Below are 13,372 nucleotides of genomic sequence, written 5' to 3'. Positions count from 1 at the left end.
CGCCCGAGGCTATCCTTCCGCCGCGAGTTCGTTGGCTTCGGTCGCCGCGGTGTCGAACGCGTCCTTCACGTCCTCATCTCCCGCGATCACCGCTGAGGTGTAGGCGTCGCGCAGAGCCTGCATGATCGCGATCGTTTCGATGTAGCTGGGGTTCTCGACCGTGCGAGAGGCGGCGTCACCGAACTGCAGGTACGCGGGGTTGGCCTCGAAGTACTCGGGGTAGGTGCCGCTGAGGTCCTCACGCATGGGCATCTGACCGGCGATCTCGAGGAGCTGCCCGTCCTGCTCTTCACCTGTCGCGAACTTCAGGACATCCCAGGCAGTTGCCTGGTTCTCGCAGTTGGAGTACATGCCGATCGACTTGGAGTCGCTGTAGGTGTACACCTGGTCGGCCGGCAGACCATCGGCGGTCGGGACCGGGACGGCGCCCCAGTTCGCGATGGACGCTCCGTAGTAGCCGATCGCCCACGGGCCGACGATTGCCATGGCGGCCTTCCCGTCGACGAACAGGTCGCTCTGCGGGGGCTCCTTGCCTGCGAGCCCTTCGGCGTAGATCGTGCTCCAGAAGTCGGCGACCTCCAGGCCCGCCTCGTTGTTGAACGTTGCGGTGCCGTTCTCGACGATCTGCTGGCCCTCGGTGGCGGCGGCGAACAGCGGAATGAAGTCAAAGCCAGGCTGGAAGAACTCACTGGTGGGTGAGGGGTGGATGGCGAACTCCGCCGCCCCGCTGGAGACGAGCCGCCGCGCCGTGTCGAGGAACTCGTCGTATGTGGACAGGGCGGGATTCTCCGCGTCAAGACCCGCCGCCGTGAAGAGGTCCTTGTTGTAGAAGATCATGACGGGGTTCGACTTCCACGGCATCTGATAGAAGCTGCCGTCCGGAGAGCGATACTGCTCAGCAATGTCCCCTGTGCGGGACACGATGTACTCCTCGCCGTCTTCGAACTCGGACAGGTTGACCAGGCCTCCCTGGCGCTGGAACTGACCGGTCGCCGCGGGATAGTTGTTGAAGACGAGGCAGGGCGTCGTCCCGGCGGTGATGGCTGCCGTGATGACTTCCTCGCTGCTGGAGCCGGCGGGAATCTCCTGACCAGTGATCTGCTCGTCAGGGTGTTCGGCGTTCCATGCCTCGATCATCGCCGTGGCCCACTCGATCTCGGACCCGTTGTTGGAGTACCAGATGTCGATGTCGCCACGACTGGCCTGAGGCCCTTCCGCATCCGGCGTCGTCGTGGCAGTGCCGCCGCCAGCGCAGGCGCTGAGGGCCAGAACTGCCGAACAGACGATCGCCGGGAGAACGATCTTCTTGGTGCGCAATTTATCTCCTTTGATAACCCGATCTGAGATCGGCGGTGCGGTCGTCGTTGAAAGACCAATTCGGGAACAACGTTGTCTCAACGTAGCGATCTCACTTGGGATCCGCAAGTGCCAAGCCGGTCACGCGTTGACGATCTCAGATCCCCTCAGCATGAGAACGGTGTCCAGCGTGGTCACGCGCGGATACTTCGACTCGCCCGCAATCGCTGCGAGGACGATTGTTGCCGCAAGCTCGCCCATCTCCGTGACGTTCTGACCGACGACCGAGACCCCGGGCTGCATGAGATCAGCACCCTCGAAGTCATCGAAGCCGATGAGCGCCGCGGACGGCGCTCCGTCGCGCATCGCTCGGAGGACGCCAAAGGTCGATCGGTTGTTCGCGGCGAAGATCGCGTCCACCTTCCCCCCGGACAGCAAAGCGGTCGCCGACCGCGCGGCATCTGCCGCCGTGTGCGCCACGTCGACGCTCAGATGTGGGTCGAAGGCAACACCCGCACCATCAAGCGCGTCCAGGTACCCGGCGTGCCGCTCGCGTATCGTATAGATGTCCAGCGAGTCGCCGAGGAACGCAATCCTCTGCGCACCACCCTGGATCAGCTGACCGACCGCGCGTTTCGCCCCACCCCTGTTGTCAGCGAGTATCACGTGACCGCCGCGAAACTCGTTGGGGCGGTCTACGAAGACCAATGGAGGAATCGGCGGCGGAAACAGGCTCCAGTCCCTGGCGGTTTCCCGTGGTGGCACGACGATCAGACCGTCAACACGCTGGTCAAGCATCCGATCCACGACCCGATCGTGAAGCGAGCCGCGCTCCTCGGAGCTGCTCGTCATGACCATGTAGCCGGCCGCGGCTGCGACTCTTTCGACGCCACGTGCGAGATTCGCATAGTAGGGGTTCGCGAGGTCGCTGATGACCAGGCCGATCGTCTTGCTGCTCCACCCGGGACGAATGCTGGCGGCCGAGAGGTTTCGCCGGTACCCCAATCGCGCGATCGCGGAGGCGATCCGGTCTCCCAGGAGAGGGTCGATGTTTGTCTCGCCGTTCACGAAGCGGGACACAGTCTTTAGGGCAACACCAGCTTCCCTTGCAACATCGTTCATCGTCGGTCGACTACTCATTCCCCACCCATCCCCGTTCGCGCCGGGAGCGATCATCGGCGACTCGTTCAGGATGCCAGAAGGTAGCGACTTAGGTTCGGCAGCGGCAGTCAGTCGATCTGCCGCGCAAAGGTACCCAGCGAGGCGCCAATCCTGCAATTCCCGGCGACAGACTCGAGCCGTCTGCAGTCGACGCTCTCAGCTCGCAACGAACTCTTGACGGCAACGTGGAGCGTCCTACACAATGCGTCGCATGCGCAAACAACGTTGTTCGAATAATGGCATTCCGCGTCGGTCTTTTCTGCAGGCCGCAGCGGCGGGAGTCGGGCTCGGCGCACTCAGCGCGTTCGCACTCGATCGTCCTCTCGCGGCCCGCGCGACGACGGTGACCGTGGATTTCAATCAGTTCCCCATCACGTTCGACCACATGAACTGGCAACTGCAACCGGTGCACACCAAGATCGGGCCGACTGTCACTGGTTTCAGATACGAGGCCGGCACGGGCGCCGGGCAACGCACGGACAAGCATGGGGTGACATGGCCGACCCCGTCGTTCTACGACACAGTTCTCGGCGCCGGCGGATTCGCCGCCGTCGACAGTTGGCCGATGAAGGCGATGACGCTGTACGCGACCGAGAAGGGTGGCGACTGGCGGACCAACGGATGGAACCCCTACCAAGACCTGGCCGAAGGCGCCACATGTGTCGACGACTCCGCACGCACCGCAATCGCGCTCGCTACGGACTATCTCTTGAACGGGACAGAGAGTTCATTCCAGACCGCGCGCGCCGTCCTGACCTTCACCTGTTACATGACCACAACTGAAGGCAAGGTTTACAACTTCGCGTGGCTCGATGCCCCTGCCATGTTCGCATGGGACCCGATGCAGTCTCAGGACAAGCACTACATGTACCGAAGCGAGTTCGTACGTCGCACGCAGTACCCCCCGCTCGGTCCCGGCGGCTCGAAGGCCGCCTGGATGCAGTTCGACTCTGACCCCACGCACATCATCACAAGCGGGGGCCAGCCTGTTCGGGCCGATCCCTTCATTCCGCACCCGAAGTACACGATCGCGATGGACGACCTCCAGGCTACGAACGGGGCGGACGTCGCTCCGGTGTACAACGGCCCCGTGTACGGCGGCGCGACCGGTGGTCCATCTGGCTACCTGAACAACATCAAGAAGGATTGGACCACTAGTACGCTCAACCTCGGTGGCGACGACGCTCGGCAGCTGTGGGCGCTCGCGCTGGGCCTCCAGATGCTGCAGAAAAGGAAGACAGTCAACGGTTCGTGGTCGACCGACGAGATGTTCTTCGGGAAGTTTATTGAGAACCACATCAACCGTGTATTGCGCAACGTCTGCCAGTACTCCCTGACGACGCTGGACAATCGACTCGCGGCGAACTTCCTCGTCGGGCTCTGCGAGTACTTCCGCGCAGTCTGGATCGGCGGCGGTTGGGGAACGTACACACCCCAGCTGCCTCAGACAGGCGCCAACGCCGGCGGGACGGCATCGCCCCATGACGACCCGACGCCCCAAAGCGTGATCTACAGCAAGATCGACGAGGGAATCAACGCCATTACCGCTCGGCAATTCACGAGCACTGACTGGCGAAACGGGATCTTCGTCGACGACCCCGCAACGGGGGACTGGCAGGCCTGGGGTCAACTCCAGATCTACGCCCTCTCCAAGGCGTATCGTCTGAAGCGCGACATCGGGCAATCCGCCGCGGTGCTCGATGGTTTCCTCGACATCATCAGCTACTCGGCCGACACCTTCTACGGCAATGAGGCCTACCACTACCGGGACGCATCGAACAACTACGCGCGAACCAAAGAACGAATCACATCGATCTCCGGGTGGGCGGCACAGTTCCACACGAACTCAAGCCAGTCGGTCTATCAGGACTCTTCGATCGTCGCCGGCTTGCTCGAACTGGCGATGGCCTGGGACCAATCAGCTCGCTCCAACAAAGCGGCAAAGAAGGCGGAGTACCTCGGCTACGCGAAGATCGTCGGCACGTGGTTCATCGGCAACAACTCCGCACTCTTGCCGATGTACGCGGCCAACGCTGGGCCGCTGCCTTTCGACGGGCGGGGAGCGGTGCTCGACGAAATCAACGTCAGCAGCGGAGTCCCCGTCCGAAAGGGTGACGCGGGAGGAGAATCCACGGCCGAAGGACTCTGGGCGATGATCCTCATCAAGAACGCGATCAGCCAACACTCTCTCGGCAACACGTTCTCATTCAACTACTGAAGCGCTCAAGCCCCCCCCCCCCCCCCGGCCGGGCGGGATTGTCGGTAGCCGGACTGAGGCGCCTTGTAGCGTCACGCTGCAGCCCAGCATCCAACAGTTTCTCCAACGCGTTGAAGACGGTCGGCGAGGGCACCCCGAGAGCGGCGGCGATCTCGGCACGGGACTGATTCGGAGGTTCATCGAGTATCCGATGATCCCGGTACGTAGGCAGTTGCCGAACGCTTCGATGCGATTCTCCGCGCGATCCCTGTTCGCGGGGCGGGCTGGCATCGGGAGGAGGCTGCGTCCCCCGGGACTGCGCGAACGTCGGCTCGACCCTGCATCGAGTGGACCACCCTACGATGGGCGAGACACCCACCGTAGGACTCGGTGGTGGGCGGGCGTCGAACTTCGGGATGGCGGCTGCTCCACCGAAGTCTCCACCCGTTCGGCGCAGTTCCGCGGATCCCGGCGATGGCGAAGCGCTCGACATCGGTGGCGTCCGAGACTGCCGACCAGGCTGAACCGGGCGTTCCGCCCTCAGTCTTTCCCGACTCCTTCGCACGAGCCCCAAGCGAAAAAGGAAAACCCCCGATAAACGGGGGTTCTCTGGCGGTGACGGTGGGATTTGAACCCACGGTAGGGGGTTACCCTACACAACTTTTCGAGAGTTGCACCTTCGGCCGCTCGGACACGTCACCGCCGAAGAGTCTACGACACGCCGCGGTCGGTCGCGAATCGCGGCATCCGACCCTCCCTCTCCCGGCAGCTTCTGCCCTCGGAGAGCCGAGGGAGGGGCGAAAGCTGACGGGAGAAGTGCAGACGCCGGAAGGGCGGTGAGGATGGATGCCACGGACCGGCGCACCGCCACGGCCGCGCCGCTCGCTCGGCGACGAGAGATCGGGCCACACCCGCGCACGGCCGGCTGGGAGACTGAGCGCATGGCGGTCATCGAGAACTCCAAGGTCACCATCGTCGGCGCGGGAAGCGTCGGGGCGAGCACCGCCTACGCCGCACTGATCCGGGGCTCGGCCCGCCACGTCGCCCTCTACGACATCGCCACCGCGAAGGTCGACGCCGAAGTGCTCGACCTCGCCCACGGCACGCAGTTCACCGGGCGGAGCGACATCACGGGCGGCAGCGACATCTCGGTCGCCGAGGGGTCGCACGTCATCGTCATCACCGCCGGCGCCAAGCAGGACCCCGGCCAGACGCGCATCGACCTCGCGGGCGTGAACGCCGGCATCCTCCAGCGCATGCTCCCCGACCTCCTCGAGGTCGCCCCGAACGCCATCTACGTCATCGTCACGAACCCCTGCGACGTGCTGACCGTCCGCGCGCAGCAGGAGACCGGGCTTCCACCCGAGCGCATCTTCGCCTCGGGCACGGTGCTCGACACCTCGCGGCTGCGGTGGAAGCTCGCGCAGCGCGCGGGGGTGTCGACGTCGAGCGTGCATGCCTACATCGTCGGCGAGCACGGCGACACCGAGTTCCCGCTGTGGTCGCGCGCGACGATCGGCACCGTGCCGATCCGCGAGTGGCAGGCCGCGGGTCATCCGCCGATGACGCAGACCGAGCTCGACGAGATCGCGGTGGACGTGAGGGATGCCGCATACAAGGTCATCCAGGGGAAGGGCGCGACGAACTACGCCATCGGCCTCTCCAGTGCCCGCATCATCGAGGCGGTCCTCGGTGATGAGCACGCGGTGATGCCGGTCTCGACGGTGCTGCGCGACTTCCACGGGGTCGACGGGGTCGCCCTCTCTGTCCCCTCGATCGTCAGCGCGTCCGGCGCGACACCGGTGCGTGAGACGACCTTCTCCGACCACGAACTGGAGCTGTTCCACCGCTCGGCCGCAGCGATCCACGACGTCGCACGCGCACTGCCGTAGAACGCAGAGCCCTCAGCCGAGGAACCCGCGAAGGAGTGCCTCCGACCCGGCGAGGTGTTCGAGGACGGCCGCCTCGGCGGCATCCGCTCGCCCGGCCAGGATCGCGGTGACGATCGCCTCGTGCTGGGCGTTGGAGTGCTCGATGTTGCGGGGAAGGAGCGGAAACGCGTCGAGCCAGACGTTGACCTGCGCCCGGTTCTCGGCGATGAGGGCGACGAGCGAGGGCACGGCGGCGAGCTCGGCGATCGTCAGGTGCAGCAGCGTGTCGAGCCGGCGGTAGTCGCCGGTGCCGACGAGCGCGGCCTCCTCGTGCCGGGCCCACAGCTCGGCGCGTGCCTCCGGGTCGAGGGTGCGCCCGGCGGCGGTGCGCGCCGCACCCGCTTCGAGCACCCGTCGAAGGCCCAGCACGTCTTCGAGCTCGGTCGCGCTCACCGCGACCGACGCCGGCTGCGGAAGCGGGTCGGCGACGAACGTGCCGCCGTACCGGCCGCGCCTCCGCACGAGATATCCGGTGTCGGCGAGCTCGCGGATCGCCTCGCGCACGGTGTCGCGGCTGACCCCGTAGAGCCCGGCGAGCTCGCGCTCGGGCGGCAGCGACTCCCCCGGCGCGACGACGCCGAGCCGCACGGTCTGGATGAGCCGCGCGATCGTGTCTTCGAGGGCGTTCCCCCCGCGCACCGGCCGGTAGACCGCGCGCCGCACAGCGGGGAGGGGCACCTCGACGGACACGGCACTCACCTACAGGGGGGTGACATACGCGTTGGTGATGCCGCCGTCGACGACGAACGCGGTGGCGGTGATGAACGAGGCGTCGTCGGAGGCGAGGAAGGCCACCGCCGCGGCCATCTCCTCGGGCTCGGCGAACCGGCCCATCGGCACGTGGATGAGGCGACGCTGTGCACGCTCGGGGTCTTTCGCGAAGAGCTCGCGCAGGAGCGGTGTGTTCACCGGCCCCGGGCAGAGGGCGTTCACGCGGATGCCCTGCCGTGCGAACTGCACTCCGAGCTCGCGCGTCATCGCGAGCACCCCGCCCTTCGAGGCCGTGTACGAGATCTGCGAGGTCGCCGATCCCAGCAGCGCCACGAACGACGCGGTGTTGATGATCGATCCGCGCCCCGCCGGCACCATGTGGCGCAGCGCCGCGCGCGAGCACAGATACACGCTCTTGAGGTTGACGTCCTGCACCCGGTCCCACGCGGGGAGCTCCGTCGTCTCGATTGAGTCGTCGTCGGCGGGCGAGATGCCGGCGTTGTTGAAGGCGATGTCGAGGCGCCCGAGATCGCCCGCGACCGAGTCGAAGAGCTGATTGACGGATGCCTCGTCGGCGACGTCGACCGGACGGAAGAGCCCGTCCACCTCGGCGGCCGCCCGCTCGCCCGACGCGGGGTCGACGTCGGCGATCACGACGCGGGCGCCTTCGGCGGCGAAGCGGCGGGCGGTGGCGAGGCCGATGCCGCTCGCACCACCGGTGACGATGGCGACCCGGTCGGCGAGGCGTTGGGTGAGGTCCATGGGTGTTTCCTGTTCGGGTCGTGCGGGTCAGTCGGTGGCGAAGAAGACGTTCTTGGTCTCGGTGAAATGCTCGGCGGCGTCGGGCCCGAGCTCGCGCCCGAGGCCGGAGGCCTTCATCCCGCCGAACGGGGTGGCGTACCGCACCGAGGAGTGCGAGTTCACCGACAGCACGCCGCTCTTCACCCCCCGGGCGACGCGGACGGCGCGGCCGAGGTTCTCGGTCCACAGCGACCCGGCGAGGCCGTAGATCGTGTCGTTGGCAAGACGGATCGCGTCGGCCTCGTCGTCGAACGGCAGCACCGCGACGACGGGTCCGAAGACCTCCTCCTGCGCGATCCGGTCGCCGGGGGAGGCGAGCACCACCGTGGGCGCGAACCAGAACCCCTCGCCACCCGGCGCCGCCCCGCGGAAGGCGACGTCGGCGCCGTCGAGAAACCCGGCGACCGTGTCACGGTGCGCGGCCGAGATGAGGGGGCCCATGTCGGTGTCGGGCGATGCGGGGTCGCCGACCCGCCACGCCTGGACGGCAGGCTCGAGAAGCGCGAGGAACCGGTCGTAGACCGAGCGTTCGACGAGGAGGCGGCTGCGGGCGCAGCAGTCCTGCCCGGCGTTGTCGAAGACCGATCCGGGTGCACTCGCGGCGGCGCGTTCGAGGTCGGCGTCGGCGAAGACGATGTTGGCCGACTTGCCGCCGAGCTCGAGCGTCACCGGCTTCAGCATGCGGGCACAGCCCGCCGCGACATCCGTCCCCACCTCGGTGGACCCCGTGAAGACGACCTTGCGGACGTCGGGGTGGCTGACGAACCGCTGTCCGACGACGGAGCCCGATCCGGTGACGACCTGGAAGAGCCCGTCGGGAAGGCCGGCGTCGAGGGCGAGCTCACCGAGACGGATGGCGGTGAGCGGCGTCAGCTCGGCCGGCTTCAGCACCACCGCGTTGCCGGCGGCGAGCGCGGGCGCGAACCCCCACGAGGCGATCGTCATCGGGAAGTTCCACGGCACGATGATTCCCACCACGCCGTAGGGCTCGTGGAAGGTGACATCCAGTCCCCCGGCGACGGGGATCTGCTGGCCGATCAGGCGCTCGGGCGAGGCGGCGTAGTAGTTCAGCACCTGCGCGACGTGCGAGGCCTCCCACCTCGCCGACCCGATCGGGTGGCCGGAGTTCTCGACCTCGAGAGCGGCGAGCTCGTCGACGTGGGCCTCGACCACGCGCGCGAAGGCGCGGAGGGCGTCGGCTCGGGCACCGGGGGCGAGCGCTGCCCAGGCCCGCTGCGCCACCACGGCACTCGCGATCGCGGCGTCGACCTCGGCGAGACCGGCGCGCGGGATCTCGTGGAACGCCCGTCCGGTGGCGGGGTTGACGAGGGTGATCGTGTCGCTCATGCGGACACCTCCTGCTCGGGGTGCGAAGCGCGCGAGCGCGCGCGGTAGTCGGCTGCCTCGCGCACGAGTCCGGCGAAGAGCCGGCGGTCATCGAGGTTCTGTTCGGGATGCCACTGCACGCCGAGCAGGTACCCGTCGCCGGTGCCCTCGACGGCGTAGACCAGCCCGTCGTCGGTCCGCGCGGTGACGGCGAGCCCGTCGCCGAGGCGATCGATGCCCTGGTGGTGGTAGCTGTGCACCTCCTGCGTGCCGGCCCCGACGAGCTCCGCGAGCCGCGAGCCGGCCTCGACCTCGGCCGGGTTGGTCGCGAAGACTCCGTTGCCGAGGCGGTACTTCTCGGTGCCGAGCACATCGGGGAGGTGCTGATGCAGGCTGCCGCCGCGCGCGACGTTGACCACCTGCATCCCGCGACAGATCGCCAGCACCGGCATCCGCCTCTCTTCCGCCCCCGCGAACAGCGCCAGCTCCCAGGCGTCGCGGTCGGCGCGGGCCGGGTCGGTGAGCGGATGCCGCGGCGCGCCGTACAGCTCGGGCTGCACGTCGACCCCGCCGGTGAGGATCAGCCCGTCGAGTCCGTCGAGCACCGCGGGCGCGGCGTCGTCGGGCGCCGACTGCGGGGGAAGGAGCACCGCGATCCCACCGGAGGCGGTCACGGCGTCGAAGTACACCTCGGGGAGGAAGGCGGCGCGCACATCCCACACCCCCTGGGCGGCCTGCTCGAGGTAGGTGGTGAGGCCGATGACGGGCCGCCTCGTCCGCGCGCCGCCGCCGGTGTCGTCAGAGCCGCTCGAAACCACGCACCCGCTCCCAGTCGGTCACGGCGGCGTCGTAGGCCTCGACCTCGATGCGCGCCTGATTGAGGTAGTGCTCGACGACCTCGTCGCCGAACGCCGCCCGCGCGATCGCGGACTCGTCGAAGAGCCGCGCCGCCTCGCTGAGGGTCGTCGGCAGATGGTCGACGCCGGCGGCGTAGGCGTTGCCGCGCAGCGGGTCGGGAAGCGGCAGCTCGTGCTCGAGCCCGTGGAGGCCGCCGGCGATGATCGCAGAGATCGCCATATAGGGGTTCACGTCGCCGCCGGGCACCCGGTTCTCCACGCGCAGCGACGAGCCGTGCCCGACCACGCGGAGCGCGCAGGTGCGGTTGTCCACCCCCCACGCGATGCCGGTCGGCGCGAAGCTGCCTTTGGCGAAGCGCTTGTACGAGTTGATGGTCGGGGCGTAGAGCAGGGTGAACTCGCGGAGCGTCGCGAGGATCCCGGCGATCCACGACTGCATCAGCGGACTGAACCCGTGAGGGCCGTCGCCGGACATCACCGGCTCCCCCGCCTCCGAGCGCACCGAAAGGTGGATGTGGCAGCTGTTGCCCTCGCGCTCGTTGAACTTCGCCATGAAGGTGATCGCCTTGCCGTGCTGGTCGGCGATCTGCTTCGCACCCGTCTTGTAGATGGTGTGCTGGTCGGCGGTCTCGAGCACCTCGGCGAAGCGGAACGCGATCTCCTGCTGCCCGAGGTTGCATTCGCCCTTCACGCCCTCGCAGTACATGCCCGCCCCGTCCATTCCGAGCCGGATGTCGCGCAGCAGCGGCTCCAATCGGGTGGAGGCGAGGATGTCGTAGTCGACGTTGTAGTCGGTGGAGGGCGTGAGGTCGCGATACCCCTTGGCCCACGCGGAGCGGTAGCTCTCGTCGAAGACCATGAACTCCAGCTCCGTGCCGCTGTAGCCGACGAGCCCGCGCTCGGCGAGGCGGGCGCGCTGCGCCTGCAGAATGGCTCGGGGCGACTGCGCGACAGGCTCGCCGCCCTCCCACCCGAGGTCGGCCATGACCAGCGCGGTGCCCGGCTGCCAGGGGATGCGGCGCAGGGTCTCGACATCGGGCAGCAGCATCATGTCGCCGTAGCCGGTCTCCCAGCTGGCCATCGTGTAGCCGTCGACGGTGTTCATGTCGACGTCGACCGAGAGGAGGTAGTTGCACGCTTCGGCGCCGTGGTGCAGCACCTCCTCCTGAAACAGCCGTGCCGATACCCGCTTGCCGACCAGGCGCCCCTGGGCATCGGCGAAACCGACGATGACCGTGTCGATCTCACCGGCCGCGATGGCCGCCGCCAACTCGGACGGAGTCATGTTTCCCGGCATCCTTGCTCCTCACTGTGGTGCAGCACTCCCCCACCGTCAGGCGGCTCCAGCGCCGTCGAACGTGGGTCCGGTCGCGACCACTGTAACCGGGCCGGTCGAGATAAAGGTAGACACAGCCCACCATTGGGTCCACAATCATCCGCAAGGCGCACACCCTCGCCGCACCCGAGCGCACGGAGGACCGATGTCACAGTCGAAGAGCGAGCCCCAGAAGGTCGCGGGAGCAACCTATACGCGAGCGGGCCAGGAGTACTTCGAAAAGCGCGGGTTGAAACGCGCCGCCGGAATCTGGGGCCTGTGGGGCCTCGCCGTCGCCGCCGTGATCTCGGGAGACTTCTCGGGCTGGAACTTCGGCATCGACTTCGCCGGCTTCGGCGGCATGCTGATCGCCTTCGCCGTGCTGGTCCTCATGTACTACGGGCTGATCTTCTCGATCGGTGAGATGGCAGCGGCGATGCCGCACACCGGTGGCGCGTACTCGTTCGCGCGTTCGGCGATGGGCCCCTGGGGAGGACTCGTCACCGGCGCGGCGGAGACGATCGAGTACGTGGCCACCACCGCGGTGATCGTCTACTTCTCGGCGTCCTACGCCAATGCGATCACGAGCGAACTGCTCGGCCTCTCGCTCCCTCCGTGGGTGTGGTGGCTGGTGCTCTACGTGGTGTTCATCGCCTTGAACTCGGCAGGGGCGGCGATCTCGTTCCGCTTCGCGATCGTCGTGTCGATCATCTCGATCGGCATCATCGTGGTCTTCTCGCTGATGGCCGTCTTCTCCGGCGCGTTCCAGTGGGCGAACCTCTGGGACATCGCCCCCGACCCGGGTCAGACCGCATTCCTGCCGCACGGCGTGCTGCCGATCCTGTTCGCCCTCCCCTTCGCGATGTGGTTCTTCCTCGGCATCGAGGAGCTGCCGCTGGCGGCGGAGGAATCGCACAACCCCGTGCGCGACATCCCGAAGGCCGGCTTCTGGGCCCGCGGCACCCTCATCGTCACGGGACTTCTCGTGCTCTTCCTCAACACCGGCGTCATCGGCGCCGAGGCGACGGGGGTCGCCGGCGAACCGCTGCTCGACGGGTTCCGCGCCATCGTGGGCGACGAGGCGGCGGCGGTGCTCGCTCTCCTCGCCCTCGTCGGCCTGCTCGCCTCGCTCCAGGGGATCATGTTCGCCTACGGCCGCAACATGTACTCCCTCTCCCGCGCCGGCTACTACCCGCGCTTCCTCTCCCTGACCGGCACGCGGAAGACCCCCTGGGTGGCGCTGACCGTCGGGGCGGCGATCGGCTTCGTGGCGCTGGCGATCCTCGACACCCTCGCCGCGGTGAACGAGGGTGCCGGCGCGGTCGCCGGCGCGATCGTGCTGAACATCGCGGTGTGGGGCGCTGTGCTGGCCTACTTCCTGCAGATGGTGTCGTTCGTGCTGCTGCGGCGGAAGTTCCCGAACGTCAGCCGGCCCTACAAGAGCCCGTGGGGTGTGCCGGGTGCGATCCTGGCGGCGGTGATCGCGGCGATCGTCTTCGTCGGATTCCTCCTGAACCCGACGTTCCTCCCCGCGATCATCGCGATCGTGGTCGTGTACGTCGTCATCTTGCTCGGATTCGGCCTGTTCTTCCGTCACCGTCTCGTGCTTTCGCCCGAGGAGGAATACGCTTTGTCCGGGGGCCGCCACGGCGACCCTCAGGCAGAGGGATACGACGCCATGGAGTCTCAGGTCTTCGGCAAAGACGCCTGACCTTTCTCACCGGGGCGAGGTGCTGCGACTGGGGGGTTGCAGCGCCTCGCCGACGGAGAGCGGATC

General features: G+C 67.5%; 10 protein-coding genes and 1 tRNA gene. 3 read left to right on the top strand and 8 right to left on the bottom strand.

Annotated elements, in window-relative coordinates:
* Window positions 1-9 precede the first annotated feature (9 nt).
* Together DT073_RS04075 and DT073_RS04070 are read right to left on the bottom strand one after the other, a co-directional pair.
* On the bottom strand, window positions 10-1,317 hold the full coding sequence (locus DT073_RS04075) for an extracellular solute-binding protein (RefSeq protein ID WP_124292230.1): 1,308 nt from the start codon (window positions 1,315-1,317) through the stop codon (window positions 10-12).
* Between the two features lie 120 nt (window positions 1,318-1,437).
* A complete protein-coding gene (locus tag DT073_RS04070) occupies window positions 1,438-2,472 on the bottom strand; it encodes a LacI family DNA-binding transcriptional regulator (protein WP_205783013.1) in 1,035 nt (344 codons plus the stop codon).
* A gap of 196 nt (window positions 2,473-2,668) precedes the next feature.
* Between DT073_RS04070 and DT073_RS04065 the strand changes: the two genes are divergently transcribed.
* On the top strand, window positions 2,669-4,675 hold the full coding sequence (locus DT073_RS04065; protein ID WP_124292229.1) for a hypothetical protein: 2,007 nt from the start codon (window positions 2,669-2,671) through the stop codon (window positions 4,673-4,675).
* Between the two features lie 589 nt (window positions 4,676-5,264).
* Here DT073_RS04065 and DT073_RS04060 read toward each other — a convergent pair.
* A tRNA-Ser gene (locus tag DT073_RS04060) sits at window positions 5,265-5,355 on the bottom strand.
* 240 nt (window positions 5,356-5,595) lie between these two features.
* On the opposite strand from DT073_RS04060, the gene DT073_RS04055 reads away from it, so the two are divergent.
* A complete protein-coding gene (locus tag DT073_RS04055) occupies window positions 5,596-6,546 on the top strand; it encodes an L-lactate dehydrogenase (RefSeq protein WP_124292228.1) in 951 nt (316 codons plus the stop codon).
* A gap of 12 nt (window positions 6,547-6,558) precedes the next feature.
* Here DT073_RS04055 and DT073_RS04050 read toward each other — a convergent pair whose 3' ends face one another.
* The 5 genes from DT073_RS04050 to DT073_RS04030 are packed head-to-tail and all read right to left on the bottom strand — an operon-like array spanning window position 6,559 to window position 11,577.
* The gene (locus tag DT073_RS04050) at window positions 6,559-7,275 is read right to left on the bottom strand and encodes a FadR/GntR family transcriptional regulator (protein WP_124294338.1); all 717 of its coding nucleotides are present in this window, start codon (window positions 7,273-7,275) and stop codon (window positions 6,559-6,561) included.
* A 9-nt stretch (window positions 7,276-7,284) separates the two neighbouring features.
* The gene (locus DT073_RS04045; protein ID WP_124292227.1) at window positions 7,285-8,058 is read right to left on the bottom strand and encodes a 3-oxoacyl-ACP reductase; all 774 of its coding nucleotides are present in this window, start codon (window positions 8,056-8,058) and stop codon (window positions 7,285-7,287) included.
* Window positions 8,059-8,085: 27 nt separating this feature from the next.
* A complete protein-coding gene (locus tag DT073_RS04040; RefSeq protein ID WP_124292226.1) occupies window positions 8,086-9,444 on the bottom strand; it encodes an aldehyde dehydrogenase family protein in 1,359 nt (452 codons plus the stop codon).
* Window positions 9,441-10,241, bottom strand: a complete 801-nt coding sequence (locus DT073_RS04035) for a gamma-glutamyl-gamma-aminobutyrate hydrolase family protein (RefSeq protein ID WP_124292225.1) — start codon at window positions 10,239-10,241, stop codon at window positions 9,441-9,443. Before DT073_RS04035 ends, DT073_RS04040 begins: the two co-directional genes overlap by 4 nt.
* Window positions 10,222-11,577 carry a glutamine synthetase family protein gene (locus DT073_RS04030; RefSeq protein ID WP_124292224.1) on the bottom strand — a complete coding sequence of 452 codons (1,356 nt, stop codon included), beginning with the start codon at window positions 11,575-11,577 and terminating at the stop codon, window positions 10,222-10,224. Before DT073_RS04030 ends, DT073_RS04035 begins: the two co-directional genes overlap by 20 nt.
* A gap of 184 nt (window positions 11,578-11,761) precedes the next feature.
* Here DT073_RS04030 and DT073_RS04025 point away from each other — a divergent pair, with 184 nt between their 5' ends.
* Complete coding sequence (locus tag DT073_RS04025) at window positions 11,762-13,306, top strand: amino acid permease (RefSeq protein WP_124292223.1); 1,545 nt, start codon at window positions 11,762-11,764, stop codon at window positions 13,304-13,306.
* Window positions 13,307-13,372: the final 66 nt, after the last annotated feature.

The sequence above is a fragment of the Microbacterium sp. ABRD28 genome (assembly GCF_003850245.1).
In the GTDB taxonomy this organism is placed as follows: Bacteria; Actinomycetota; Actinomycetes; order Actinomycetales; family Microbacteriaceae; genus Microbacterium.
This window is presented reverse-complemented; position numbering and strand designations above follow the sequence as displayed.